General features: G+C 62.7%; 29 protein-coding genes and 1 other RNA gene. 16 read left to right on the top strand and 14 right to left on the bottom strand.

Translation table 11 applies throughout. The features are described 5' to 3' along the window. The first annotated feature begins 77 nt into the window (after nucleotides 1–77). The 9 genes from AC6JBC_RS11085 (at nucleotide 78) to AC6JBC_RS11045 (ending at nucleotide 7,592) form a co-directional block, all read left to right on the top strand. Nucleotides 78–2,444 (top strand): chemotaxis protein CheA, encoded by a 2,367-nt coding sequence (locus AC6JBC_RS11085; protein ID WP_498024277.1) that lies wholly within the window; start codon nucleotides 78–80, stop codon nucleotides 2,442–2,444. Nucleotides 2,445–2,454: 10 nt separating this feature from the next. Further along, nucleotides 2,455–2,892 carry a chemotaxis protein CheW gene (locus tag AC6JBC_RS11080; protein WP_498024275.1) on the top strand — a complete coding sequence of 146 codons (438 nt, stop codon included), beginning with the start codon at nucleotides 2,455–2,457 and terminating at the stop codon, nucleotides 2,890–2,892. Nucleotides 2,893–2,969: 77 nt separating this feature from the next. Further along, a complete protein-coding gene (locus tag AC6JBC_RS11075; RefSeq protein WP_196225378.1) occupies nucleotides 2,970–3,335 on the top strand; it encodes a response regulator in 366 nt (121 codons plus the stop codon). Between the two features lie 54 nt (nucleotides 3,336–3,389). After that, nucleotides 3,390–4,472, top strand: coding sequence for a chemotaxis protein CheB (locus tag AC6JBC_RS11070; protein WP_498024273.1), 1,083 nt, complete (start codon nucleotides 3,390–3,392; stop codon nucleotides 4,470–4,472). Further along, nucleotides 4,469–5,341 carry a CheR family methyltransferase gene (locus tag AC6JBC_RS11065; protein ID WP_498024272.1) on the top strand — a complete coding sequence of 291 codons (873 nt, stop codon included), beginning with the start codon at nucleotides 4,469–4,471 and terminating at the stop codon, nucleotides 5,339–5,341. Before AC6JBC_RS11070 ends, AC6JBC_RS11065 begins: the two co-directional genes overlap by 4 nt. A gap of 144 nt (nucleotides 5,342–5,485) precedes the next feature. Next, complete coding sequence (locus tag AC6JBC_RS11060) at nucleotides 5,486–6,184, top strand: N-acetylmuramoyl-L-alanine amidase (protein ID WP_498024271.1); 699 nt, start codon at nucleotides 5,486–5,488, stop codon at nucleotides 6,182–6,184. A gap of 43 nt (nucleotides 6,185–6,227) precedes the next feature. After that, an RNA gene (rnpB, locus tag AC6JBC_RS11055) (RNase P RNA component class A) lies at nucleotides 6,228–6,627 on the top strand. Nucleotides 6,628–6,726: 99 nt separating this feature from the next. Continuing rightward, nucleotides 6,727–7,275 (top strand): J domain-containing protein, encoded by a 549-nt coding sequence (locus AC6JBC_RS11050; protein ID WP_460987511.1) that lies wholly within the window; start codon nucleotides 6,727–6,729, stop codon nucleotides 7,273–7,275. Next, nucleotides 7,248–7,592, top strand: a complete 345-nt coding sequence (locus AC6JBC_RS11045; RefSeq protein WP_498024270.1) for a (2Fe-2S) ferredoxin domain-containing protein — start codon at nucleotides 7,248–7,250, stop codon at nucleotides 7,590–7,592. Before AC6JBC_RS11050 ends, AC6JBC_RS11045 begins: the two co-directional genes overlap by 28 nt. Here the strand turns inward: AC6JBC_RS11045 and AC6JBC_RS11040 are convergent. Both AC6JBC_RS11040 and AC6JBC_RS11035 read right to left on the bottom strand, forming a co-directional pair. Continuing rightward, nucleotides 7,585–8,016 (bottom strand): hemerythrin domain-containing protein, encoded by a 432-nt coding sequence (locus AC6JBC_RS11040; protein WP_498024268.1) that lies wholly within the window; start codon nucleotides 8,014–8,016, stop codon nucleotides 7,585–7,587. The genes AC6JBC_RS11045 and AC6JBC_RS11040 overlap by 8 nt on opposite strands. 130 nt (nucleotides 8,017–8,146) lie before the next feature. Further along, nucleotides 8,147–8,758, bottom strand: a complete 612-nt coding sequence (locus AC6JBC_RS11035) for a superoxide dismutase (RefSeq protein WP_498024267.1) — start codon at nucleotides 8,756–8,758, stop codon at nucleotides 8,147–8,149. Nucleotides 8,759–8,970: 212 nt separating this feature from the next. On the opposite strand from AC6JBC_RS11035, the gene AC6JBC_RS11030 reads away from it, so the two are divergent. Next, nucleotides 8,971–9,534 (top strand): urate hydroxylase PuuD, encoded by a 564-nt coding sequence (locus tag AC6JBC_RS11030; protein WP_464788193.1) that lies wholly within the window; start codon nucleotides 8,971–8,973, stop codon nucleotides 9,532–9,534. Between the two features lie 84 nt (nucleotides 9,535–9,618). Here AC6JBC_RS11030 and ispZ read toward each other — a convergent pair whose 3' ends face one another. The 4 genes from ispZ to dapF form a co-directional block, all read right to left on the bottom strand. Beyond that, entirely contained in the window at nucleotides 9,619–10,266 is a 648-nt protein-coding gene (ispZ, locus tag AC6JBC_RS11025; RefSeq protein WP_498024266.1) for a septation protein IspZ, read from the bottom strand. 128 nt (nucleotides 10,267–10,394) lie between these two features. Next, nucleotides 10,395–11,333: a signal recognition particle-docking protein FtsY gene (gene ftsY, locus AC6JBC_RS11020; protein WP_498024264.1), complete on the bottom strand. Its 939-nt coding sequence runs from the start codon at nucleotides 11,331–11,333 to the stop codon at nucleotides 10,395–10,397. Continuing rightward, on the bottom strand, nucleotides 11,330–12,661 hold the full coding sequence (gene mtaB / locus AC6JBC_RS11015; RefSeq protein ID WP_498024263.1) for a tRNA (N(6)-L-threonylcarbamoyladenosine(37)-C(2))-methylthiotransferase MtaB: 1,332 nt from the start codon (nucleotides 12,659–12,661) through the stop codon (nucleotides 11,330–11,332). Before mtaB ends, ftsY begins: the two co-directional genes overlap by 4 nt. 3 nt (nucleotides 12,662–12,664) lie before the next feature. Next, the gene (dapF, locus tag AC6JBC_RS11010) at nucleotides 12,665–13,468 is read right to left on the bottom strand and encodes a diaminopimelate epimerase (protein ID WP_498026055.1); all 804 of its coding nucleotides are present in this window, start codon (nucleotides 13,466–13,468) and stop codon (nucleotides 12,665–12,667) included. A gap of 346 nt (nucleotides 13,469–13,814) precedes the next feature. On the opposite strand from dapF, the gene ffh reads away from it, so the two are divergent. The 6 genes from ffh (at nucleotide 13,815) to rplS (ending at nucleotide 17,883) form a co-directional block, all read left to right on the top strand. Next, nucleotides 13,815–15,287: a signal recognition particle protein gene (gene ffh / locus AC6JBC_RS11005; protein WP_464788197.1), complete on the top strand. Its 1,473-nt coding sequence runs from the start codon at nucleotides 13,815–13,817 to the stop codon at nucleotides 15,285–15,287. A gap of 123 nt (nucleotides 15,288–15,410) precedes the next feature. Further along, nucleotides 15,411–15,896 (top strand): 30S ribosomal protein S16, encoded by a 486-nt coding sequence (rpsP, locus tag AC6JBC_RS11000; RefSeq protein ID WP_449471253.1) that lies wholly within the window; start codon nucleotides 15,411–15,413, stop codon nucleotides 15,894–15,896. Between the two features lie 111 nt (nucleotides 15,897–16,007). After that, nucleotides 16,008–16,490 carry a ribosome maturation factor RimM gene (gene rimM / locus AC6JBC_RS10995; RefSeq protein WP_498024260.1) on the top strand — a complete coding sequence of 161 codons (483 nt, stop codon included), beginning with the start codon at nucleotides 16,008–16,010 and terminating at the stop codon, nucleotides 16,488–16,490. Nucleotides 16,491–16,503: 13 nt separating this feature from the next. Then, on the top strand, nucleotides 16,504–16,776 hold the full coding sequence (locus AC6JBC_RS10990; protein WP_464771896.1) for a hypothetical protein: 273 nt from the start codon (nucleotides 16,504–16,506) through the stop codon (nucleotides 16,774–16,776). Next, a complete protein-coding gene (gene trmD, locus AC6JBC_RS10985) occupies nucleotides 16,773–17,504 on the top strand; it encodes a tRNA (guanosine(37)-N1)-methyltransferase TrmD (RefSeq protein ID WP_498024259.1) in 732 nt (243 codons plus the stop codon). Before AC6JBC_RS10990 ends, trmD begins: the two co-directional genes overlap by 4 nt. Before the next feature lie 10 nt (nucleotides 17,505–17,514). Beyond that, nucleotides 17,515–17,883 carry a 50S ribosomal protein L19 gene (gene rplS, locus AC6JBC_RS10980; RefSeq protein WP_167303805.1) on the top strand — a complete coding sequence of 123 codons (369 nt, stop codon included), beginning with the start codon at nucleotides 17,515–17,517 and terminating at the stop codon, nucleotides 17,881–17,883. Nucleotides 17,884–17,970: 87 nt separating this feature from the next. Here the strand turns inward: rplS and AC6JBC_RS10975 are convergent, their stop codons facing one another. The 8 genes from AC6JBC_RS10975 to AC6JBC_RS10940 all read right to left on the bottom strand — a co-directional run bounded on the left by AC6JBC_RS10975 (nucleotide 17,971) and on the right by AC6JBC_RS10940 (nucleotide 23,596). Further along, nucleotides 17,971–18,972 carry a TerC family protein gene (locus AC6JBC_RS10975; RefSeq protein WP_498024257.1) on the bottom strand — a complete coding sequence of 334 codons (1,002 nt, stop codon included), beginning with the start codon at nucleotides 18,970–18,972 and terminating at the stop codon, nucleotides 17,971–17,973. A gap of 4 nt (nucleotides 18,973–18,976) precedes the next feature. Beyond that, nucleotides 18,977–19,156 (bottom strand): hypothetical protein, encoded by a 180-nt coding sequence (locus AC6JBC_RS10970; protein ID WP_464788201.1) that lies wholly within the window; start codon nucleotides 19,154–19,156, stop codon nucleotides 18,977–18,979. Between the two features lie 205 nt (nucleotides 19,157–19,361). Then, nucleotides 19,362–20,657, bottom strand: a complete 1,296-nt coding sequence (locus AC6JBC_RS10965) for an MFS transporter (RefSeq protein WP_498024256.1) — start codon at nucleotides 20,655–20,657, stop codon at nucleotides 19,362–19,364. Between the two features lie 3 nt (nucleotides 20,658–20,660). Further along, complete coding sequence (locus AC6JBC_RS10960) at nucleotides 20,661–21,464, bottom strand: TrmH family RNA methyltransferase (protein ID WP_498024254.1); 804 nt, start codon at nucleotides 21,462–21,464, stop codon at nucleotides 20,661–20,663. Nucleotides 21,465–21,529: 65 nt separating this feature from the next. Further along, entirely contained in the window at nucleotides 21,530–21,802 is a 273-nt protein-coding gene (locus AC6JBC_RS10955) for an HPr family phosphocarrier protein (RefSeq protein WP_464788204.1), read from the bottom strand. Further along, entirely contained in the window at nucleotides 21,799–22,203 is a 405-nt protein-coding gene (locus AC6JBC_RS10950; RefSeq protein ID WP_097091003.1) for a PTS sugar transporter subunit IIA, read from the bottom strand. Before AC6JBC_RS10950 ends, AC6JBC_RS10955 begins: the two co-directional genes overlap by 4 nt. A gap of 29 nt (nucleotides 22,204–22,232) precedes the next feature. Further along, nucleotides 22,233–23,165, bottom strand: coding sequence for an RNase adapter RapZ (rapZ, locus tag AC6JBC_RS10945; RefSeq protein WP_498024252.1), 933 nt, complete (start codon nucleotides 23,163–23,165; stop codon nucleotides 22,233–22,235). Further along, complete coding sequence (locus AC6JBC_RS10940; RefSeq protein WP_464788206.1) at nucleotides 23,162–23,596, bottom strand: HPr kinase/phosphorylase; 435 nt, start codon at nucleotides 23,594–23,596, stop codon at nucleotides 23,162–23,164. The genes rapZ and AC6JBC_RS10940 overlap by 4 nt, the downstream gene beginning before the upstream one ends. Nucleotides 23,597–23,667 lie beyond the last annotated feature (71 nt).

Genomic DNA, 23,667 nt, shown 5'->3' with positions numbered 1-23,667 from the left:
CTATTCAACGTCTTTAACGAGCCTTTAACCACGCCTTCCCCATGGTGCCGTCGCGCGCATCCGTGAAGGCCAAGGGAATGGACGAGTTACTTCAGGAATTCATAGCCGAGACACAGGAAACGCTGGAAGCCCTGGCGGGCGAGGTCGTCGCCTGGGAGGCGGACCCCAGCGACCGCGACCGGCTGGACGCCATTTTCCGATTCTTTCATACGGTGAAGGGCAGCTGCGGCTTTCTGAACCTGCCGCGTTTTGAACGGCTGAGCCATGCGGCAGAGGATGTGCTGTCGGAAATCCGCGCTGGAAACCGTACCGCTGATCCAGCGACGGTCAGCGCTGTGCTGGGCATTATGGACCGGATTGCCGAACTTGCAGAGGCGGTGGCGATTGGCGCTGCGCTGCCGGATGAAAATGACGACTATCTGATTGGCGCCCTCGCCGCACGCGAGGAAGTAACGGCGGCGGCGACGGACGTTGCTCCTGCGATTGAAGCCGTGCGCCAGAGTGGCGCGCAGGCGGTGCCCCGGACCATCCGATTGCCGCTGTCGCTGATCGATCAGTTGATGAACGGCGTGTCGGACATGGTGCTGGCGCGCAATGAACTGTCCCGCAAGCTGCGCGAACGGTCCAGCGATCCCGAACTGGAAAGCAGCTTCGAACGGCTTTCCACATGCGTTGCCGACATGCGGGACGCCATTTCCAAGACGCGGATGCAACGCGTGGAACGGCTGTTCACCGCCATTCCGCGCATGGTGCGTGACCTGGGCCGCGAACTGGGCAAGAGGATCGACCTGGTCCTTGAGGGCGGTGATGTCGAAATGGATCGCGAGATGGTGGAGATGGTGGTCGATCCACTGACCCACATCGTTCGGAACAGCATCGATCATGGCATCGAAACGCCCGAGCGGCGCAAGGCGCTGGGCAAGCCGGAAGCCGGGACGCTGAAGTTGCAGGCGCGCCAGTCGGGCAACCAGATCGTGATCGAAGTCAGCGACGATGGGCAGGGTATCGATACCGGGCGCCTGGTGGAAAAGGCAGTCTCAGCAGGCAAGCTGACCCGCGATGCCGCCGCCAGGATGAGCGAGGCGGAAAAGCTGGAGCTGATCTTCCATGCCGGGCTGTCGACCGCCAGCCACGTAACCGCGATATCGGGCCGGGGGGTCGGGATGGACGTGGTTCGCGCCAATGTCGAGCGGATCGGCGGCGTCATCGCGCTCCACAATGAGCTGGGGCGGGGATTGCGGATCGCGTTGCGCGTTCCGTTGACGCTGACGATCATTCCGGGCCTCATCATCCGGTCTGGCGGGCTGCACTTCGCCATTCCGCGCGCGGCGGTGGTCGAGATACTGCACGATAATAACGAGACGCTGCACGTCGCCGAAGTCGGTGGCGCGAAGATCGCCACGATCCGGTCGGTGCGTCATTCGATGATCGATCTGGAAGATGTGCTGGGGATGGAAAAGTCCGTCCAGCCGGGACCCCGTGCAATTATGGTGGTGCGATCCGCGACAGGCGTTCCCTTCGCCTTGGGTGTCGCCGCTGTCGATAATCATGAGGAACTGGTTATTCGTCCCGCGTCTCCGCTGGTCATGGCGACCGGCGTCTATGCGGGCATGACGCTGCCCGACAATGGCAAGCCGATGCTGCTGCTCGACGCGGCGGGCCTCGCCAATGCCGCGCGCCTGCCGAATGTCGCGGATGAACGGGCAAATGATCAGGCCGATGACAATGACGATGGCGCTGTCCGGGTCGAGATGGTGTCGGCCCTGCGCTTTGAGGAGCTGTCGGGCGAACGGCGGCTGATCAAGCTGTCGCTGGTTGAGCGGGTGGAAGACGTCGATGCATCGCTCTTCGGCCGTTCGGGCGCCCATGCCTTTGTGCGGCTGGATGGACGGCTGGTGCCGGTGGCCAACGGTGCGCATAAATTTACTGCCGATCATGTTTCGGCGCTGCGGCTACGCGATGGCAATCAGGAAGCCTGCTATCCGGTCGCCGCTGTTCTCGATATCGTGGAAATGCCTGCCGTGCCCGACATGGTCGCCCTTCAAGGCGTGCTGAGCGGCGTCGCCATGGTCGATGGCGAACATCTTGAGGTCCTTAATCCCTTCGCGCTTTTTGCCGCCCTGCCGGATAGTAGCTTCGCAAGACGGGTTCGGGGACGGTGCGTCCTTGCTGACAGTGAGGATGGCTGGACGCGCGAGATATTGGCGCCCTTGCTGCGTCAGGCGGGCCATGAAGTCCTTTTGGGCCTCCCCCATGAAGAGGCCGTCGATCCGGCGGACGTGGTCCTCTGTTCTGACCGTGACCTGACGCAGGCGGCCGAGATATTGGGATGCCGCATCGTTCAATTGCGCGCGTCACCAAAACCGGCAGGGCCAGAAGATGGCAGCATTTATCGCTATGATCAGGACGCCCTGATGGCGGCCATCACTGGCACCCGGCGCTAAGGAGGTTTTTATGGAGCAGCTTTACCTTCTGGCGACATTGGCCGACACCCGCGTCGCCGTGGAGGCGAATGAGGTCGAGGCGGTCGTGAAACTCGCCGACATTTCGCCGGTGCCCGGCATGCTGGGGCATGTTGCGGGATTGTCCGCCCTGCGCAGCCGCGTGCTTACGATCATCGACGTGCCCGCCCTGATCCATGGCGCGCCAACGCCGCCGGACCGGCGGGGCCTGGCAATCATCGCCGACATCAGCGGGCACAGCTATGGCCTGATGGTGGATGCGGTGCATGATATTTGCCAGGTGCCCGAAGGCGACCTGCCGCTGCGTGGGCAGTTGGACAAGGCCTGGGCACCTTATGCGCGGGCGATCGTCGAACAGGATGGGCATCCGTACCTGCTGGTTTCGCTGGCAAGTTTCATCGAAACCGGCCTGCTGGCACAGGCCGCATAAATTCCCGGCTCGTTTACGAATTACTCGGCTTTGGTGGCTAATCTTTCCTGCACGGGGAAAAATCCAAGGGACGCTTCATGAAAAACTGTCTGGTAGTCGATGATTCGAAAGTCATCCGCAAAGTTGCACGGCATATCCTGGAATCACTTGATCTGTCGGTAAGTGAAGCGGTGGATGGGCAGGATGCGCTGACCCAATGCGAAGCCGCAGCGCCGGACGTGGTCCTGCTAGACTGGAACATGCCGGTCATGAGCGGAATGGAATTTCTTCAGGCGCTTTCCACCGCGAAGGTAACCGCTCGGCCGAAGATCATCTTCTGCACCACTGAAAACGGCATCAGTCATATCAAGGCAGCCGTGGAGGCGGGCGCCGACGAATATGTGATGAAGCCGTTCGATCGCGAGACGCTGGAAAGCAAGTTGTCGATCGTGGGCGTCATCTGAACCGTTGATTCGCTAATTCGCCCCAGTCCCTTCCTGTCGCCAGAAAGCCCATCAATGTCCGCCGTCACGCCTATCCTGGCCAGCCAGAGCAGACCGCAGGTCCGCACGATGGTTGTCGACGATTCAGTCGTCGTGCGGACAATGATCGCGCGTATCCTGGATAGCGATCCGGCATTTTCGGTGGTTCACAAGACCAATAGCGCCGAACATGCGTTGGGTTATCTGGCCGCGCATGAGATCGACCTGGTCTTGTTGGACATCGAGTTGCCGGGGCAGAGCGGATTGTCGGCGCTTCCCGCCCTTCTCCGCGCCAATCCCGGCGGCAAGGTGGTCATCCTTTCCGGAAATTGCCAGGAAGGCAGCGGAGCCGCGATCGAGGCACTGGCGCTGGGAGCGAGCGACATTTTCGCAAAGCCCGGCAGCGGTTGCTTTGGCGAACAGTTTCCCCAGGCGCTGATCGATCGGCTCTCGCGCCTGTTTGGCTCCAATCTGGCACAGGCGGCAGAGGCGCAGCAGGTCGTCATGGCGGCGAGCAAGCCCACCGCTCCGCTCGCCTGCCTGGGCATCGGCGCTTCGACAGGCGGTATCCACGCGCTGGGCCAGTTGTTCGCCGGTATGACCGAGCCGCTGGGCGTGCCGATCCTGCTGACCCAGCATCTGCCGGTCAGCTTCACATCCTATTTCGTTCAGCAACTCGCCCGGATGACCAGCCTGCGCGTGAAGGTTGGCGAACAGGGCGAAATGCTGGTGCCTGACACCATCTATGTCGCGCCCGGCGACGCCAATTTGCAGGTCCGCCGGGGGCTGTATGGGCGGGTGATGGTCACGTTGAATCCCCAGCGCACGCCTGCGGGAAATCTGCCCGGCGTCGATCCGATGTTCACAACCATGGCCGAGGCCTATGGGGCGGGCGCGGCAGGCGTCGTCCTGACCGGGATGGGCCGTGACGGCACGGTCGGCGGACATGACATCGTTGCTGCAGGCGGTTGGATCGTAGCGCAGAATGAAACGAGCAGCGTCGTTTGGGGCATGCCGGGATCGGTGACAGCGGCTGGGCTCAGCTGTGCGTTGCTGGACCCCTATGCCATCATGGATTTCGTCGCGAGGCGCGGAAAGAGCAGAGGTTTGACACATTGACCCTTTCGACCGATTCATCCTCGAGCGGCGCCGCCCGCATCTTTTCGGCTCTGCTGGAGGCGCGCACCGGGCAGATATTGTCGGAAAGCCGCGCATGGCGGATGGAAACGGCGCTGAAGCCGGTCATGCGCACCCATGGTCTTGCCGACATGGACGAACTGGCCGCCCGTCTGCTGGGCAATCGTGATCCGCGTCTGGAAGATGAGGTGATCAACGCGCTGCTCAACAACGAAAGCAGCTTTTTCCGTGATCTCCAGATCTTCGACATGATCCACCGGCATATCCTGCCCTCCTTTTATGCGGATCGGCGGGACCGGGTGCTGCGGATATGGAGCGCGGGTTGTTCCACGGGTCAGGAAGTCTATTCTCTCGCGATTCAATTGCGCAACGACATCGCCCGCTGGCGTGGCTGGCGCATCGAAATATTGGCGACGGACATTTCGACCGCCGCTATTGAACAGGCGCGCAGCGGCGTCTTTTCGCAGATGGACGTTCAGCGCGGTCTTGCCGTCGGGGACCTGATCAAATGGTTCGAACCCGTTGGGGACAACTGGCGCGCCAGCCCGGAACTGCGCCGGATGATCGATTTCCGGACGGACAATCTGTTCGATGCGAAGGCCCCATCGGGTGAATATGATCTGCTTCTTTGCCGCAATGTGCTGCTTTATTTCACAGCGGAACGACGGCAGGAGGTATTCCGCCTTCTGACGCGGCATAGCCAGGAAAAGTCGGTGTTGTTGCTGGGGGCGGGCGAGACAGTGATCGGCCATAGCGAAGATTTCATTCCCCATCCCGAATTTCGCGGCGGATATGCGCGGCGGCTGGAAACGGCGCGGAAGAGCGACGAGGTGCTTCGTCGCGCCATCTGACCAGGATTTCGCGCATATCCCGTCCCCGATACTGGATCAGGGAAGTGCTTGCGCTTGATCGGCCATTCGCTCTCGGCCATTGTCTGCGGCAGTTGCCCGTCCTGATGCGACGCGGCGAGGACAGATGATGGTTACGGGTTTCCGATGAGCGACATTCCAATGATCGAAACGCCGTCGCCCAATTTCGACGACCGCAAGCTGCCCATATCCATGCTGGTGCTGCATTATACCGGCATGCCGGACGCCCAGAGCGCGATCAACTGGATGGCCAGTCCGGAATCCAAGGTTTCCGCGCATTATGTCGTCACCGAAGAGGGTAAGATCGTCCGCATGGTCGATGAAGCCAGACGGGCCTGGCATGCGGGCCGGTCCCACTGGCGCGGCACGGATGACGTCAATTCGGCGAGTATCGGGATCGAAATCGTCAATCCTGGGCATGAATGGGGTTATCGCCCCTTTCCCGACGCGCAGATTGAGGCACTCGTCCCGCTGATGCATGACATCGTGCAACGTCACGGCATCACGCGCGGCAATATCGTCGGGCATAGCGACGTCGCCCCGGCGCGCAAGCAGGACCCGGGCGAGCTTTTCCCCTGGTGGCGACTGGCCCGGTTGCGTCTGGCGTTGCCGCGTCCCACCCGCAACCTGATGGACCCGCTTTGGTCGGACAGCGCTTTCCTGCTGGCGCTGGAGCGCTTTGGTTATGACATTGCCGAGCCCGATGCGGCGATTGTCGCTTTCCAGCGGCGCTTCCGGCCTGAACTGATCGACGGGGTGATCGATGGCGAATGCCGCGCGATCCTGCTCGCCTTGTTACTGCCAAAGCCGAGGGGCGATGAATAAGCAGGGATGACGGGAGCGCGGAGTGCGTGTATAGCGCGCTCTGCCAGAGGGCCGGGCGGCCGCGGCGTGGCGGGTAACTTCCACGGCGAGGAAAGTCCGGGCTCCACGAAATGACGGTGCCGGCTAACGGCCGGCTGGAGTGATCCAAGGGACAGTGCAACAGAAAGCAGGTCGCGAAGGTTTCGGCCCCGCGAAATTGAAAGGGTGCGGTAAGAGCGCACCGCGTCTCCGGCAACGGAAGGCGGCACGGTAAACCCCACCGGGAGCAAGACCGAATAGGGGCGGCGCGCGGCCAGTCTGCAAGGATGAACCGCTAGGCCAGTTTCGGCTGAGACCGCCCGGGTTGGTTGCTTGAGGGACGGAGCAATCCGTCTCCTAGAGGAATGGCCGCCCATCCATGGTGACATGGTGGACAGGACCCGGCTTACAGGCCCTCTGGCATTAGAATCCTCCCCCCGCTTCGCGCGAGGAGGATGGAGATAGCAGTAATTTCATGAACCGCCGGGGTGGCGTTCTGCCTGCGGCTTACCTAATTGGGACCGATGGCACGAAGCAGCCGATCAAATGACTGGGGCTTTCCCCGCTGGCGCAGCTATGGCGCATCGCGTGAGGCGCAACAGGTGCGCATGTGCGATCGATATGGCTGTGACCAGCCGGGCAACTGCCCCGCGCCCAAGTCGCCCAACAGCCCGGAACGCTGGTATTTCTGTTCTGACCATGCGGGTGAATATAACCGCAACTGGGACTATTTTCAGGGGCTGGACAAGGAAGAGCGGGAGCAGCGCGAGCGCGCCGAGCGTCGCGACGCTGGCGGCTATCAGGGCAGTGCCTATCATGGTTGGGGCGGGCCGGGTGACGGCAGCCGTTCGCGGGATGAGTTGCACGCCCTGAAAGCGCTGGAGCTGGAGGACGATGCCGATTTCGAGGCGGTGAAGAAGAGCTGGCGGCGTCTGGCCAAGGAATATCACCCCGACGTGAAGCCGGGCGACGCGGACGCCGCCGTCCGTTTCCAGACGATCCAGGCCGCCTATGAAGTGCTGCGGTCGGCGGAGGAACGGCGAACGTGGAAGCCGCGGGAGACGGTGGATTGAAGGATCATGTCCGGTCCAACTGGCAGAATGCGGTGCTGGTCTGCCGCAAATGTTCGAAGAAGCTGGATGGGGGATTTGGTCCCGATGGGGACGAGCGGCTCGCCAAGGCGCTACGGAAGCGGTTGTCGCTGAAGAAAGGGCGTAAAGCGGCGGCGGGGATTATCGAGGTGAATTGCCTCGGTGTTTGTCCCAAGGGGGCGGTGACCGTGGTCAATGGCGCGCAGGCGCGGGACTGGCTGCTGGTCCGGCCGGGCGTTGATCTGGATGAAGTCGCGCGAAGCTTGGGTCTAGCCCCGGCCGTTGGCAGGGTCAGCTAGCCTGTTTGAGCGGTGGCTCCAGCCCCGCTTGGGCGAGCAGGGGCATCAGCAGCTTCTCTTCCTTGCGCATCCGGTTGAGCAAGGCATCGATGATCTGGCGGCTTTCGCGGCAAAATTCGGGCCATTCTCGCGCAATGCGATCATCGCTCCATCGGGACATATAGTGGGTGAAGTCCAGCGCCAGCGGCGCCATTTCCGCTTGCAGCCGCGCTGCCGTTTCCCGCAGGGGGGCATGCGCCTGCCGCTGCATCGCGGGATAGAAGATATGGTCTTCCAGGGCGAGATGCGACATTAATTGCCGGGCAAACTGCCAGCGGAAGGTGCCAAGCTGGCGAGGCGTGGCATCATCGGAAATCAGCTGCAAAAATCCATCGGCGGCTACGTCAAGCGCGTCATGTTGGCTTTGTAATTGCTGCAGGTCCATCGGCCGTTTCCAAACATAGGATAAGATGCTTTTCGCACGGCGCCGTTAATAATCCGTTTTTTCCGGGGGATATTGACCGAGGGAGGCGCCGTCCGCCGCGCCTTCCAGGCGGCGGACGGCGTTACAAGCATCAGCCCGGCTGGTCAGCGCGGCTCGCGCCTTCACCGTCCAGATTCAGCGCCACGAAATCCCAATCGATCGCGTCCTTCAACAGGCGCTCGGCATAGTTCGGGCGCAGGTTGCGATAGTCGATATAATAGGCATGTTCCCACACATCTAGGATCAGCAGCGGCGTGTGACCATGCGCCACCGGCGTGTCGGCGTCATGGTAGCTGGTGACTTCCAGCTTCCCGTCCTTCAGGATCAGCGCGGCCCAACCGCTGGCGAAATGGCCGACGGCTTCCGCTTTCAGCTTTTCGAGCAGGGCATCAACCGAGCCGAAGCCTTCGTTGATGAGGGCGAGCAGCGTGCCGGTCGGCTGCTTCTTTTCCGGCGACAGCGACAGCCAATAGAATGTGTGGTTCCAGATTTGTCCGACCTGATTGAACAGCGCCCCCTTGCTGCTCTTGATCAGTTCAACGAGCGACTTGCCCTGCAGGGTGGGATCGGCTGCGACCAGTTCATTCGCCTTCACGACATAGGCATTGTGATGCTTGCCATGGTGATATTCGAAGGTTTCAACCGAAAGAATGTCGCCAAAGGCATCCTTGGGATAAGGTAGGTTGGGCAGCACAAAGGCCATGTTGGAACTCCTCGGGTTCTTGGGATGGATGGCGGCATAACGGGCATGCCACCGAAAGGGTCCCGGCCCCGTAGCAGCCTTATTGCACTGCGGAAAACAGGATATTTTCGTTTAGCTGCATGGAAATATCCATGTGACAGCAGCGTAACGATGACATAGAATCACGGGTCAGGCCGTTCACAAATTGCGGCTGGATAATAGGGGACGGATCAATGGCAAAATTCTTCGGTAATTTGCATCTGGTGCTCGCCGTGGGGCTGGTGTTTGCGCTCGTGGTGATTTTCTCGGTTCCGGCAAACACGATTCCCGAGCAGGCGATCCTCCGCTGGCTCCACCTGTTCTTCGGTATCGTGTGGATCGGCCTTCTTTATTATTTCAACTTCGTCCAGATCCCGACAATGCCCAAGGTTCCGGCCGAACTGAAGCCGGGCGTGTCGAAGTTCATCGCGCCTTCGGCCCTGTTCTTCTTCCGCTGGGGCGCGGCGCTGACCGTGCTGACCGGGGCAACCATCGCCTGGCGCAGTGCCTATCTGGTGGAAGCGCTGACACTTCAGCAGGGTTTCGTGCTGATCGGCGTGGGCATGTGGCTGGCGCTGGTGATGGCGTTCAATGTGTGGTTCATCATCTGGCCGAACCAGAAAAAGGCGCTGGGTATCGTGCCTGCCGAAGATGCGGTGAAGGCCAAGGCGGCGACCACGGCGATGATGTTTTCGCGCATCAACACCTTGCTGTCGTTGCCGATGCTTTACTGCATGGTGAACTTCAACGGCGGTTGATTTTATGATGCGGGCGGGGCTGGTTGAGGCTGGCTCCGCTCTGCGCTTTATATGATGTGCTCCTGCGAAGGAGTGCGTTCTACATCACCCCTGCGGCGGGGTCGTTTCGCCGATTTCCTCGCTATCGATGTTGTTGCCCAGCGTCAGTCCGTGGCGCGTAAGCATCGGGATATTGGCGAGGGCGAAGAGCAGCGAGACGACGGTGACGCCCCAGACCTTCACCGCTAGCCAGGCGTCGAAGCTCATCGAGTGGCGCATCACTTCATTGGCGACCGCCATGGCGACAAAGAAGAAGCCCCAGTTGCGCGAAAGCTTGCGCCAGCCTTCGTCGGTGAGGCCGTCATAGGCGGCTTGCAGAAGATATTTGAGCAGCGCCTTGCCGCGCAGCAGCCCGCCGAACAGCATCAGGGCGAAGAAGCTGTAAATGATCGTCGGCTTTACCTGAATGAAGCTCTGATCCTGGAAATAGATGGTGAGGCCGCCGAAAAAGAGGACGAGCATCGCTGACAACCACAGCATCGGCGATACGCGGCCAAGCTTTATCTTTGAAATGATCACGGCGATGACGATCGCTGCCATAAAGGCTGCCGTGCTGAGGGTCATCGCGGTAATCGGATTGCCGGGACCCCAAATCCAGCCCGCGCCCTTGTAGCTCAGGAAGAAGACGAGCAGCGGGCCGAAGTCGAGCGCTAGGCTCAGGTTGCCGCCGTGGGTGGGTTTGGTGTCAGTCATTGTGCATTTCCGTCATCCCGGCGTTGAAATGAGGCGCGTGACTCATTTCAACCGGGATCTTATGAAGCTGGGTTATGCCGTGCAGGCATGGGATCCCAGCTTCCGCTGGGATGACGGGGGCGGGGAATTTACCGCGCATAGGCGGTTCCCGCGATCGCCCGCGCCATGTCCCCGGCATCGAAGGGGCGCAGATCCTCTATCTTTTCGCCCACGCCGATCGCATGGATGGGCAGGCGATATTTCTCCGCCGCCGCGACCAGCACGCCGCCGCGCGCGGTGCCGTCCAGCTTCGTCATGACGAGGCCGGTGACTTGCGCGACCTCCTTGAAAACCTCGATCTGGTTCAACGCATTCTGTCCCGTGGTGGCATCCAGCACCAGCACAACGTCATGCGGCGCCGCCGGGTTCAACCGGCCAAGGACGCGGCGAATCTTGGCCAGTTCGTCCATGAGCTCGGTCTTGTTCTGAAGGCGGCCCGCCGTGTCGACGATCAGTACGTCGATGCCGGTCGCGGTTGCCTGTTTGACCGCGTCGAATACAATGCCCGCCGCGTCGCCGCCTTCCTTGCCCGCGACGATGGGGATGCCGAGGCGATCCGCCCACACCTTCAACTGCCCGATCGCGGCAGCGCGGAACGTGTCGCCCGCCGCCAGCATCACGCCATAATCCTGCTCCAGGAAATTATTGGCGAGCTTGGCGATGGTGGTGGTCTTGCCGGAGCCATTGACGCCGATGACGAGGATGACCTGCGGGCGGGGGAAGGCTTCGATCTCCAGCGGACGCGCGACCGGGGCGAGAACCTTCTCGATCTCCTCCGCGATGATCTCCCGCAGATAGTCTTCCGTCAGTTCGCGGTTGTAGCGGCCTTCGGACAGGCGATCACGCACGCGGGCGGCCATGGCGGGACCAAGGTCGCTGACGATCAGCGCTTCCTCGATCTCGTCGAGCGTCTGGTCGTCCAGAGCGGCCTTGGTGAAGATGCCGGTGAGGTTCTCGCCGAGCTTGTCGGAGGTGCGCTTCAAGCCGCCGAATAGGCGGTCGCGCCAGCTGGTGCCGGGTTCAGTCATCGCCGAGCCTCTTGCGCGATCAGCACGCCATTCTCAAGGGTCGTGATCGTTGCGGACGTGATGGAGGAGGGGGCTTGAAGCGCTTCGAAGCGAACCGGGGCGAAATTTTCGGCGTGGCCCGAGAGGCCGTTGCGCTCGATCAGCACGGATTGGGTACTGCCGATGAGGCTTTGCAGCCATTGCTGGCGCTGGGTTTCGCAGGCGGAGCGGAGGCGGGCGGCGCGGGCCTTTATCGTAGCACGATCGACTTGCGGCATGCGGGCGGCGGGTGTGCCTGCGCGCGGTGAGTAAGGGAAGATATGGCCGTGGACGATGGCGCATTTCTCGACCAGCTTCAGGCTGTTTTCGAACATCGCCTCATCCTCCGTCGGGAAACCGGCGATGATGTCCGCGCCGATGCTGATATCCGGGCGGGCCGCCTTGAGGCGTTCCACGATGCGGACAGCGTCGGCGCGACTGTGGCGGCGCTTCATGCGCTTGAGGATCATGTCGTCGCCTGCCTGGAGCGAGAGATGGAGGTGCGGCATCATGCGCGGCTCATGGGCGATCAGGTCGAAGAGCCGGTCGTCAATCTCCACGCTATCGATGGAGGAGAGGCGCAGGCGGGGCAGGGCGGGCACGGCTTTCAATATGCGTTCGACCAGCAGGCCGAGCGAGGGCGATCCGGGGAGGTCGGGGCCGTAGCTGGTGACATCGACCCCGGTCAGCACGATTTCCTGATAGCCTTCATCGACAAGCTCGCGTGCCTTGTCGATGACGGCGCCTGCGGGGACGGAGCGGCTGTTACCCCGGCCATAGGGGATGATGCAGAAGGTGCAGCGATGGTCGCAGCCATTTTGCACTTCGAGGAAGGCGCGAGCATGTTCGGCAAAGGCGCTGGCCATGTGCGGCGCTGTGTCGCGGACGGCCATGATGTCGGAGACCCGGACTTTCTCTGCTGCCTCCAGCACATCCGTCACCCCAGCGGAGGCTGGGGTCTCGGGCGGCAGGGAACGGTGTTGGGCCTGAGATCCCAGCTTTTGCTGGGATAATGGGTAGTGGGACGGGTCGAGTTTTTCTCGATTGCCTATTACCGCGTCCACCTCCGTCATTTGGGCGAAGGTTTCCGGCTCGGTCTGTGCGGCGCAGCCCGTGACCATGATCCTCGCCTCTGGCCGTTCGCGGCGGGCGCGGCGGATGGCTTGGCGTGTCTGACGTACCGCTTCTGCGGTTACCGCGCAGCTGTTGACGACGATCAGGTCATCCTGCCCACCCGCCATCTCGCGGATAGCTTCGCTCTCCGCGATGTTCAGGCGGCAGCCGAGGGTGATGATCTGCGGGCCGCTCATGCTCTAAAAGTGGTTCCAGTCGGCCTCGCCATCGAAGACGTGAGTGGCTGGACCAGTCATCATGATGGGACCGCCGGGCTGCCAATCGATGACGAGGTCGCCTCCGGGCAGGGTCACGCGTGTGGGGCCGCTGACGAGCTTGCGCCGCACGGCTGCGACGGCTGTTGCGCAGGCGCCGGTGCCGCAGGCGCGGGTGAGGCCAGCGCCACGTTCCCACACGACCAGGCGGATATGATTGTCGCCGATGACCTGCGCGAAGTTCACATTGACGCGGGCGGGAAAGAGCGGATCGGTCTCGATCAGCGGGCCTAAACGGTCGAAGTTCACACCGTTCATATCATCCAAGAAGAAGACGACATGGGGGTTGCCGACATTGACGGCGGCGGGGGCGGGAAGGTCTTCCCAGCTGACCGGCATGGTCAGCGTGTCCATGGCGTAGGCGAGTGGGATGGCGTCCCAGTCCAGCCGGGGCGCGCCCATATCGACGGTAGCGCCGCCATCGATCGCCTTGGCTTCCAGCAGGCCCGCCCTGGTTTCGATCAGCACGTCGCGGCCGACGAACAGGGGGACGCAGCGGGTGGCGTTGCCGCAGGCTTCGACTTCGCCGCCGTCGCTGTTGAAGATGCGCATGGACACGTCGGCGCGATCGGATTGGCCGATGAGGATCAGCTGGTCGCAGCCTATGCCTGCGTGGCGGTCGGCTATGGCTTGGGCGCGTGTGGCCGTCATTTCGACGGGATTCTCGCGCGCGTCGATCACGACGAAGTCATTGCCCAGCCCGTGCATTTTGGAAAATCGGCCCATAATGGTCGCGCATGTAGGGGGTGTGGGCGGAAAAGGCGAGTCTGCATCCCGACATCCCAGATCCTCGTCATCCCAGCGGAAGCTGGGATCTCGGGCGAGCGCGCGCGACTTGTCCTGAGATGCCAGCCTTCGCTGGCATGACGGAGGGGGGGGGGCGGTTGCATCCCTCCCTCCGTTCCGCTAAGGGGCACATCGCAATTGGGCGGTTCGCCGTTCGATACCCTGACAGATCCATGGCGCTCACAAGGGAGCACCGGATGGACGCTGGCCGGCGAGGTTTCGCCCGCCGGCGATTTTGTCGTTTGGCGGGGTGGCGCAGTTTTCCGGGCTTTTCGGCCCAAATGAGGTGATGATGTTCGATTCGCTAAGCGATCGTCTGAGCGGGGTATTCGACAAGCTGCGTGGGCGCGGTGCGCTGACGGAGGACGATGTCCGCGCCGCGATGCGCGAGGTGCGAATCGCGCTGCTGGAGGCCGACGTCGCGCTGCCGGTGGTGCGCCAGTTCGTCGATCAGGCGACCGAGCGGGCCGTGGGCAGCGATGTGCTGCGGTCGGTCACGCCGGGGCAGATGGTCGTCAAGATCGTCTCCGATACGCTGACCGAGACGCTCGGTTCTGAAACGTCCGACCTGCTGATCGACGTCAGCCCGCCCGCCGTCATCATGATGGTCGGCCTGCAGGGGTCGGGCAAGACGACCTCCACCGCCAAGATCGCCAAGCGCCTGAAGGAAAAAGAGCGCAAGAAGGTGCTGATGGCGTCGCTCGACGTCCAGCGTCCGGCGGCGCAGGAGCAGCTGGCGGTGCTGGGCACGCAGACCGATGTCGCCACGCTGCCGATCGTGGCGGGCCAGCAGCCGGTCGATATCGCGAAGCGCGCGTTGCAGGCGGCGAAGCTTCAAGGCTTCGACGTGGTAATGCTCGACACGGCGGGCCGTCTGCACGTCGATCAGGCGCTGATGGACGAGATGAAGGCGGTGGCCGACGTCTCGAACCCGGCGGAAATCCTGCTCGTTGTCGATTCGCTGACCGGGCAGGACGCGGTGAATGTCGCGACGAGCTTTACCCAACAGGTGCCGCTGACCGGCGTGGTGCTGACCCGTATGGACGGCGATGCGCGCGGCGGTGCGGCGCTGTCGATGCGCGCAGTGACGGGCCGTCCGATCAAATTTGCGGGCACGGGCGAAAAGCTCGACGCGATCGAGCCTTTCCATCCCGCGCGTGTGGCGCAGCGCATCCTTGGCATGGGCGATGTCGTGTCGCTGGTCGAGCGCGCGGCTGAGAGCATCGATGCCGAGGAAGCGGATAAGCTCGCCAAGAAGATGGCGAAGGGTCAGTTCGACATGAACGACCTGCGCAGCCAGCTTAATCAGATGCGGCGCATGGGCGGCCTTGGCGCGCTCGCGGGCATGCTGCCGGGCCTCAAGAAGGCGCAGGCGGCGATGGCGGCAAGCGGCGCGAATGATAAGACGCTGATCCATCTGGATGCGATGATCGGGTCCATGACGCTCAAGGAGCGGGAAAAGCCCGCCCTGATCAACGCCAAGCGCAAGATTCGCATCGCCAAGGGTTCCGGCCGCACCGTGCAGGAAGTCAACAAGCTCCTGAAAATGCATCAGGAGATGGAAACGGCGATGAAGAAGATCCGCAAGATGGGCGGATTGAAGGGCCTTGCCAAGATGTTCACCGGCGGTGGCATGGACAAGCTGATGGGCGGCGCGGGTGGCGCGCCGGACCTTGGCGGTCTTGGTGGATTGGGCGGCCTTGGGGGCGGAGGCAATATGCCCAACCTGCCGCCGGGTTTTCAGAATTTCATGAAGAAGTGAAGGTGTGCGTCATCCCAGCGCAAGCTGGGATCTCACTTCTCTCCAAGGGCAGAGAGATCCCAGCTTCCGCTGGGATGACGAATTGAGAAACAAGTAGTTTAGTACGGAAAGGTCAAAAACAGCATGGCAACGTCCATTCGTCTTTCGCGCGGTGGTTCCAAGAAGCGTCCTTATTACCGCATCGTCGTGGCTGACAGCCGCGCCCCGCGTGACGGCAAGTTCATCGAGCGCATCGGCAGCTACAACCCCGTCCTGCCCAAGGGCGACGAGAAGCGCGTCGTGATCGACGTTGAGCGTGCGAAGCACTGGGTTGCCGCTGGCGCGCAGCCGACCGACCGCGTTGCCCGCTTCCTGGACGCCGCTGGCGTGAAGGAACGCGCTGCTCGCAGCAACCCGAAGAAGGCTGAGCCGGGCCAGAAGGCCAAGGATCGCGCCGAAGATCGCGCCACGAAGGCTGCGGAAGCCGCTGAAGCTGCCGAAGCCGCCAAGGCTGCTGCCGCTGAGGCCGCCGCCGCTCCTGCGGTTGAAGAAGCTCCGGCTGTCGAAGAAGCGCCTGCCGCTGAAGAAGCTGCTCCCGAAGCCGCTTCTGAAGAACAGGCTGAAGGCTGACATGATGAAGCCCCTCCCTTTCAAGGGAGGGGTTGGGGTGGGTAGAGCGGGCCTCAGGCTCGCTTCGCTCGCACCCACCCCTCAATCCCCTCCCTGGAAGGGAGGGGAGGCATGAGCGGCGACAAACCCGTCACTCTCGCCGTCATCATCGGCGCGCATGGGGTGGCGGGCGAGGTTCGTCTGAAGCTCTTTGGGGAGGGAGTGGAAACGCTCAAATCCTACAAGAGCTTCGACGCTGCGGGTGCCAAGCTGACGTTGAAGTCGGTGCGCGCCGGTTCCAATGGCGCGGTTGCGCGTTTCGCCGAGGTCAATGACCGAAGTGCGGCCGAAGCCCTGCGCGGGACGGAACTCACCGTTCCCCGATCTGCCCTGCCTCCGCTGGAGGAGGGCGAATATTATCATGCCGACCTCTTCGGCCTGCCCTGTTTCTCTAGCGAGAGTGAGGGGCTGGGCAATATCGTCGCGATCGAGAATTTCGGCGCTGGCGATATCATCGAGGTCGAACGGCCCAATGGTAAACGCTTCATGGCGCCGATGCATGCGGTCACGATCTCGGACGGACGGGCCGTGATCGAAGCGGCCTTTGCGGTTTGATCGGCGGTCGCTGATGCCCCAAATCCTTACCGCCCTCTATCTGCTGATGATGATCGCAGCAGGGTGGCGCCTGTTCACCATGCCATGGAAGCGCGCGTTGAAGATTGGCGCGGCGGTGGCGCTGGTCATCCCTATTCCCTTGCTGTTTCTTTTGCCTGCTTTGATGAACCCGGAGCGGCCCTTTGCCGATCTGTTGCGTGCGATCGGTATCGCCCTGATGGCAGGCGGCGCGGTGTCGTTGCTGGGGGGCATGTCCGCGGCGTGGCTGCGCAAGCGGAAGGCGTGAGTTTTCGGACGCAAATATTGACGCTTTATCCGGAGATGTTTCCGGGACCGTTGGGTGTGTCGCTGGCCGGGCGCGCTCTGGCGGAAGGAAAATGGTCGTGCGATCCGATCCATATCCGGGATTTTGCGACCGACAAGCACCGCACCGTTGACGACACGCCTGCGGGCGGTGGCGCAGGGATGGTGCTGCGCGCCGACATATTGGGGCTGGCTGTCGATCATGCGCTGAAGCAGGGGCCGGACCTGCCGGTGATCGCCATGACGCCGCGTGGCAAGCCGATCACCCAGACCCGCGTGCGCGAACTGGCGGTGGGTCCGGGCGCGACGATATTGTGCGGGCGGTTCGAGGGCTTTGACGAGCGGATTTTCGAAGCTCGGCCAGTCGAGCAGATCAGCATGGGCGACATCATCTTGTCCGGCGGCGAGATGGGCGCGCTGATGCTGCTCGATGCTTGCATTCGGCTGCTTCCCGGAGTAATGGGCGCGGCTTCCAGTGGGGATGAAGAGAGCTTCGAAAGCGGCCTTCTCGAATATCCGCACTATACCCGGCCCGCTTTGTGGGAAGGGCGCACGATCCCTGAAGTGTTGCGATCGGGGGATCATGCGAAAATCGCCGCCTGGCGGAAACAAAGGGCGGAAGATGATACACGGCTAAGGCGGCCGGACCTTTGGGAACGTCATATCGGCGTTCGGGACCAGCCGCCCTCTGGTGCGCAACGCGAAAAGTAGGACTTGAGTTATGAACTTGATCCAGCAGATCGAGGCCGAAAACATTGCGGCTCTCGCCAAGGATATTCCGGATTTCCGCCCCGGCGACACGCTGCGCGTCGGCGTGAAGGTGATCGAAGGCGAACGTAGCCGCGTCCAGAATTATGAAGGCGTGTGCATCGCCCGCTCGAACAAGGGCATGGGCAGCAACTTCACCGTGCGCAAGATTTCGTTCGGTGAAGGCGTGGAGCGCGTGTTCCCTCTTTACTCGCCGAACCTCGATTCGATCACCGTCGTCCGCCGTGGCGTCGTGCGTCGTGCGAAGCTCTATTATCTGCGCGGCCGTACCGGCAAGCGTGCTCGCATCGCCGAGCGCCGCGACGTCCGCACCGAGGATTGATCCTCCTTGCGGCTTTACGGTCGCTGAGTTGAACAGGCGGCGCTCGAAAGAGCGCCGCCTGTCTGCTTTTGGGGCCGATTGACCCGATCAGCTATTATTGGACTTCGACAGGAAGCGCTCCGCCTTTTCTGGTCGCGTCTTCCACAATGACCAGCCTACGCCGCCTGCCAGAATGGCGAAGGTAACCGCCAGCGAAACCGGCGGCGGGATTTTGGCCAAGCCAAGCGCGTCGGCGACGAATATCTTCGATCCGATGAAGATCAGCAGCAGGCTGAGCGCATATTTGAGGTAGTGGAAACGCTCCACCATCGCGGCCAGGGCGAAGTAGAGCGCGCGCAGGCCAAGGATCGCGAAGATGTTGGACGTATAGACGATGAAGGGGTCCGTGGTGATCGCGAAGATCGCCGGCACCGAATCGACCGCGAACACCACATCGACAAATTCGATCATGACCAGCGCCAGGAACAGCGGCGTGAAGAACAAAGCCCGCCGTCCAGTCCGGGGATCGGCTTGCCTCACCCAGAAATGCCGACCATGCAGAGTGTCGGTCACCCTCATGCGGCGCTTGACCCAGCGCAGCACCGGCGACGCGCCGACGTCATAGTCCTTATCCGCGGTCATCCACATCTTGATGCCGGTCGCGATCAGGAAGGCGGCGAAGAAATAGAGCAGCCAACCCCATTGCTGCACCGCCGCCGCGCCGAAGCCGATCATCACGGCGCGTAACAGGATGACGCCCAATATGCCCCAGAAGAGCACCCGATGCTGATAGAGACGCGGTATGCCGAAATAGGTGAATATCATCGCGATGACGAAGACATTGTCCATCGCCAGGCTTTTTTCGACGACAAAGCCGGTGACATAGTTGAGGCCCGCCGTCGCGCCCATCTGCCACCATATCCAGGCACCGAACCCAAGGCCTAGAAGGATGTAGAAGGCGGAAAGGGTAAGGCTTTCGCGCACGCCAATCTCGCGTTCGCGCCGGTGCAGGACGCCGAGGTCCAGCACCAGCAGGGCGATCACGATGCCAAAGAAGGACAGCCACATCCAGAGCGGCGTACCGAGCCAGACAAGCGATAGGAAATCCATGGCGTCAGCTCCCGTTCCAGGCGGGGCGCGCTATCGACCGGCGCAGGCGGGCGTTCAGCTGCTCCCTGCGCTGCAACAGTCTTTCGATGCGGCGGGGATCAGGTGCTGAGCGCAGCCGCTCCATCCGCAGCTGGTCATCGACGCGCTGCGCCAGAAGCAGGAGAATAAAGGTAAAGGGCTTCATATGTGCCATCCTCTTTCGTGCGTTTCGCTCGATCGGATGACAGGGAGGGATAAGGAACCTGCACCGGTGTCACCCGATGCGGTCCGACATCACGTCGCTTCCAAGGAGAAGCAGCGCCAGAGGGGCCCGGTCCGCAGAGATGGGGATAACCGGTTCCCGGGCTGGGTGCAAGTCTGGCGGGTGACCTAGCGCTGCCGTGCCACGATCAGGCTGGTTGTCGGCTCGTGAACCACAGCCCACCCAGGCTGATTGCTGCCGCCGCCGACATATAGAGGCCGACGAGTGCCACGCCCTGCACCTGGATCAGCCAGGTTGCGACGATCGGGGCGAGCGCGCCGCCAATGATGCCGCCGAGGTTGAAGGAGAAGGATGCGCCCGTGTAGCGTAGCTGGACCGGGAAGAGGTGGGGCAGATACGCGCCCAGCGGCCCGTAGACGAAGCCCATCAGAAACAGCGCCAGGCTGAGAATCAGGAAGATCGGCAGCAGCTGGCCCGTGCCCATGGCGGGGCCGAAGATGACGCCCATGAGGACGGTGCCGATGCAGCCTGCGACGAGCACGCGGGTGGGACTGGTCTTGTCCGCCCACCATCCCGCGATGACGATGCTGAGAGCCATGAACAGGATCGCACCGAGCTGGATCGCCAGGAAGGTCTCGCGATCGATCTTGAGGGTGGTGGTGCCGTAGCCGAGCGCGAAGGCGGTCGCGATATAATAGACCGCGAAGCAGGCGACGACGGCGAAGGTGCCCGCGATCGCGGCGCCGAGGTGATTGGAGAGGAGCGTTGCGAGAGGGAGCGCGGGGGGTGGCGCTTCGGCTTGCGCGGCGGCGAACTCCGGCGTTTCGGTGAGTTTCAGGCGGACCCAGAGGCCAAGGAACACCAGCACCGCGCTGCCGAGGAAGGGCAGGCGCCAGCCCCAGGCGAAGAAATCCTTGTCCGTCAGGAACATGCCGAGGATCAGGAACAGGCCGTTGGCGGCCAGGAAGCCGACCGGTGCGCCGAGCTGGGGGAACATGCCGAAGCGCGCGCGCCATCCGGGCGGGGCGTTTTCGACCGCCAGCAGCGCCGCGCCGCCCCATTCTCCGCCGAGGCCAAAGCCCTGACCGAAGCGCAGGATGCAGAGGATGAGCGGCGCCCACCAGCCGATCATCTGGTAAGTCGGTAGGAAACCGATGGCGAGCGTCGATCCGCCCATCAGCATGAGCGAGGTGACGAGCGTCGCCTTGCGGCCGATGCGATCGCCATAATGGCCGAACACCGCCGCGCCCAGGGGTCGGGCGAAGAAGGCGAGGGCGAGGGAGCCATAAGCGGCGAGCAACTGCGCCGAAGGGGAGGAGGCGGGGAAGAAGAGGGGGCCGAACACGAGGCTGGCGGCGGTGGCGTAGATGTAGAAGTCGTAAAATTCGACCGCCGTGCCGATCAGGCTGGCCGCCAGCACCCGCTTGTGGCGCAGCATCGCGCCTATTCCGTCCGCAGCCATGTCTTCCCCGCCCCTTGCCATGTCTTAAGTCTTCTTCGCTCGTTTCTGGTTCAGCAGTTCGTAAGCCATCACGGCGCAGGCGACGGCCGCGTTCAGGCTGTCGGCCTTGCCCAGCATCGGCATCTTCACCAGCTGGTCGCACTCGGCCTCGTACGATTCGGGCAGGCCCTGCGCTTCGTTGCCGACGAGCAGGAAAGAGGGGCTGGCATAGCGCGGCTCCTGATAATCCTGCGTGGCCTTGAGGCTGGTGCCGATGAGTTCGCCCGGCCCCTGCCGCAGCCACGCCAAGAATTCGCCCCAGCGCGCCTGGCTGATCGATTGGGTGAAGAGCGCGCCCATGCTTGCTCGGACGGACTCTACTGAGAAGGGGTCGACACAATCGTCGATCAGGATGAGGCCGCCAGCGCCGACCGCGTCGCCGGTGCGCAATATGGTGCCAAGATTGCCGGGATCGCGGAGCGACTGGGCGACGATCCAGATGTCGGCCTTGCTTCGGTCGAGCTTTGCCAGGGGGGTGAGGCGGTCGCGATAGACGCCGACCACGGCCTGGGCATTATCCTTGCCGGAAATCTTCGAAAGAATGTCCGGCGTGGTTTCGATGACGTCGCCGCCCGATGCCTCCATCGCCGCGATCAGGTCTGCGGCGAGGGGATGTGTGGACCCGGCGTGGAACAGCATTTCCGGCAGCACGCCTTCCTCGCGCGCTTCGGTGAGGATGCGTAAGCCCTCGGCCAGGAACAGCCCTTCGGCCTTGCGGAACTTCTTTTCGCGCAAGCTGCGGACACGCTTCACCAGCGGGTTGGAAAATCCGGTGATCTCGCGTGCCACTGCGCCTGCTTTCCTCCTTGGGACGAGGCGGCCTCTCTATCGGGCCGGGGCGGAGCGCGGAAGAGCTATTCTTCGCCGAACTTGTCTTCGACCAGCGTGACCAGCTTTCCCAGCGCTTCTTCCGCATTGGGGCCGGTGGCGCTGATGACGATCGAATCGCCCAGCGCCGCGCCCAGCATCATGAGGCCCATGATCGATGTGCCGGTCACTTCGCTGCCATCCTTGCGCACGGTGATCTGGGCGGGAAGGCCGCTGGCCAGCGTCACGAACTTGGCGCTGGCGCGCGCGTGGAGGCCGCGCTTGTTGCTGATCAGGACTTCCTGACTGATTTCGCTCATGTGGTGCTGCCCAACAATTCGGATGCGACGCTGATATATTTTTGGCCCGCTTCGCGCGCGGCGGCGACGGCCTGGCGCACGTCCATGACCTTGCGCGCGCTTTCCAGGCGGATGAGCATGGGCAGGTTGATGCCCGCGATAACCTCGATCTCGCCCGCCTTCAGCAGCGATATGGCAAGGTTGGACGGGGTGCCGCCGAACAGGTCGGTGAGCAGGATGACGCCCGAACCGTCATTCACCCGCTCCACCGCCGATGCGATGTCGGCGCGGCGCACCTCCATATCGTCTTCCGGACCGATGCAGATGGTCGCGATCTGCTGCTGCGGACCGACCACATGCTCCATCGCGACGACGAATTCCGTCGCCAGCGACCCATGAGTGACGAGAACAAGTCCTATCATCTACTTACCGGCCCACATTGTTTCATGATTTAAGCTTTCGGGCCTCCCGGCTCGCGCTTCTCCAGACTATCCTGGGGCGCTGATTCCATATTGCGGTGCGAGACCGTGGGCGAAAAGCCCGCCTCTTGCAAGTATTTGGCGACCCGTTCGGCGACATGGACCGAACGGTGCCGTCCGCCGGTGCAGCCGAAAGCGACGGTCACATAGGATTTGCCGCTGTCCTGATAGCGTGGAATGAGCAGGGCCAGCAGTTCCTCTATCCGGCGCACGGCCTCCTCATAGGCAGGGTCTTCGACGATATAGGCGGCGACATCGGGGTCCAGCCCGGTCTTGGGCTTCAGTTCCGCTTCCCAATGCGGATTGCGCAGGAAGCGCATGTCGAAGACAAGGTCTGCGTTCAGCGGAACGCCCCGCGAAAAGCCGAACGACATGATCGTCAGCACCGGGGCAGACAGCCCCTCGCGCGAAAAGCGGTTGCGGATTTCCTGTTGCAGCCCGTTGCTGGTCAGGCTGGTCGTGTCGATGACATGGCTGGCCCAGCGGCGCAGCGGATCGGTCAGCTCCCGTTCGCGGGCGAGACCGTGGGTTGCGGGGCGATCGGACGCCAAGGGGTGACGGCGGCGCGTTTCGGCAAAGCGGCGCTCCAGCTCCATGTCGGAACAATCGAGAAAAAGTGTCTCGACGTCATGGCCCTGGCGCGTTCGCAGGGCCTTTATGCGCTGAACGATCGTTTGCGCATCGAACCCACGGGTGCGCGCGTCGATGCCGAGCGCCAGCGGACGATCATCCAGTTCCTCGTGACCGGCGGGCACGGGCGTGTCCAACAGCCGCTCAAGCAGGAGGAGGGGAAGGTTATCGACGACTTCCCAGCCCATATCCTCCAGCGTCTTGAGCGCCGTCGTCTTGCCCGCGCCGGAAAGGCCGGACACCAGCAGGATGGTCTTGGGCGTCCGTGCGGTCACGCCAGCCCCATCGTTTTGAGCGCGAGTTCGACCTTGATCGGCGCCGATGCTTCGAAAGGTGAAACCTTGACCACCGGCAGGGGAGCACCGGCGACGAGCCATTCTTCCGGGTCGCCCGGCATGCGATCAATGTCCTGCGACAGGTCGATGATCAACGCCAGCCGCGCCCCGTCGATCGACGGCAAATCCACGACGCCGACGCCGCGCACCTCCATCTTTCCGGCGATCGTGGCTGGCGCGGACGCCTCCAGCTGCCCCCCGCTGGATCGCACGATGGTGTAGTCGTCGCTGATGAGCGTGGCGCCACGGTCGATCAGGCGCAGGGCGAGATCCGATTTGCCCGCGCCGCTCGCGCCGCAGATCAGCACGGCCCGCCCGTCTATCGCGACGCTTGTCGCATGCATTGTTTCGGTTGAGTCTTGCGCCACCATGTCCCTGAACGCATCCTAGACCTTGAGACGGCGCGTGTGAATCGAATTGACGCGAAGAATTCACGCAAAGG

Source organism: Sphingobium sp. RC1 (assembly GCF_059738765.1).
The sequence above is the reverse complement of the archived record's forward strand: the minus strand, read 5'-3'. Positions and strand labels throughout refer to the sequence as shown.

Coding starts and splice junctions, on each gene's coding strand:
- AC6JBC_RS11085 (WP_498024277.1), top strand. CDS start 78: ATGGACGAGTTACTTCAGGAATTCATAGCCGAGACACAGGAAACGCTG.
- AC6JBC_RS11080 (WP_498024275.1), top strand. CDS start 2,455: ATGGAGCAGCTTTACCTTCTGGCGACATTGGCCGACACCCGCGTCGCC.
- AC6JBC_RS11075 (WP_196225378.1), top strand. CDS start 2,970: ATGAAAAACTGTCTGGTAGTCGATGATTCGAAAGTCATCCGCAAAGTT.
- AC6JBC_RS11070 (WP_498024273.1), top strand. CDS start 3,390: ATGTCCGCCGTCACGCCTATCCTGGCCAGCCAGAGCAGACCGCAGGTC.
- AC6JBC_RS11060 (WP_498024271.1), top strand. CDS start 5,486: ATGAGCGACATTCCAATGATCGAAACGCCGTCGCCCAATTTCGACGAC.
- AC6JBC_RS11050 (WP_460987511.1), top strand. CDS start 6,727: ATGGCACGAAGCAGCCGATCAAATGACTGGGGCTTTCCCCGCTGGCGC.
- AC6JBC_RS11040 (WP_498024268.1), bottom strand. CDS start 8,016: ATGGACCTGCAGCAATTACAAAGCCAACATGACGCGCTTGACGTAGCC.
- AC6JBC_RS11035 (WP_498024267.1), bottom strand. CDS start 8,758: ATGGCCTTTGTGCTGCCCAACCTACCTTATCCCAAGGATGCCTTTGGC.
- AC6JBC_RS11030 (WP_464788193.1), top strand. CDS start 8,971: ATGGCAAAATTCTTCGGTAATTTGCATCTGGTGCTCGCCGTGGGGCTG.
- ispZ (WP_498024266.1), bottom strand. CDS start 10,266: ATGACTGACACCAAACCCACCCACGGCGGCAACCTGAGCCTAGCGCTC.
- ftsY (WP_498024264.1), bottom strand. CDS start 11,333: ATGACTGAACCCGGCACCAGCTGGCGCGACCGCCTATTCGGCGGCTTG.
- mtaB (WP_498024263.1), bottom strand. CDS start 12,661: ATGAGCGGCCCGCAGATCATCACCCTCGGCTGCCGCCTGAACATCGCG.
- ffh (WP_464788197.1), top strand. CDS start 13,815: ATGATGTTCGATTCGCTAAGCGATCGTCTGAGCGGGGTATTCGACAAG.
- rpsP (WP_449471253.1), top strand. CDS start 15,411: ATGGCAACGTCCATTCGTCTTTCGCGCGGTGGTTCCAAGAAGCGTCCT.
- rimM (WP_498024260.1), top strand. CDS start 16,008: ATGAGCGGCGACAAACCCGTCACTCTCGCCGTCATCATCGGCGCGCAT.
- AC6JBC_RS10990 (WP_464771896.1), top strand. CDS start 16,504: ATGCCCCAAATCCTTACCGCCCTCTATCTGCTGATGATGATCGCAGCA.
- rplS (WP_167303805.1), top strand. CDS start 17,515: ATGAACTTGATCCAGCAGATCGAGGCCGAAAACATTGCGGCTCTCGCC.
- AC6JBC_RS10975 (WP_498024257.1), bottom strand. CDS start 18,972: ATGGATTTCCTATCGCTTGTCTGGCTCGGTACGCCGCTCTGGATGTGG.
- AC6JBC_RS10970 (WP_464788201.1), bottom strand. CDS start 19,156: ATGAAGCCCTTTACCTTTATTCTCCTGCTTCTGGCGCAGCGCGTCGAT.
- AC6JBC_RS10965 (WP_498024256.1), bottom strand. CDS start 20,657: ATGGCAAGGGGCGGGGAAGACATGGCTGCGGACGGAATAGGCGCGATG.
- AC6JBC_RS10955 (WP_464788204.1), bottom strand. CDS start 21,802: ATGAGCGAAATCAGTCAGGAAGTCCTGATCAGCAACAAGCGCGGCCTC.
- AC6JBC_RS10950 (WP_097091003.1), bottom strand. CDS start 22,203: ATGATAGGACTTGTTCTCGTCACTCATGGGTCGCTGGCGACGGAATTC.
- AC6JBC_RS10940 (WP_464788206.1), bottom strand. CDS start 23,596: ATGGTGGCGCAAGACTCAACCGAAACAATGCATGCGACAAGCGTCGCG.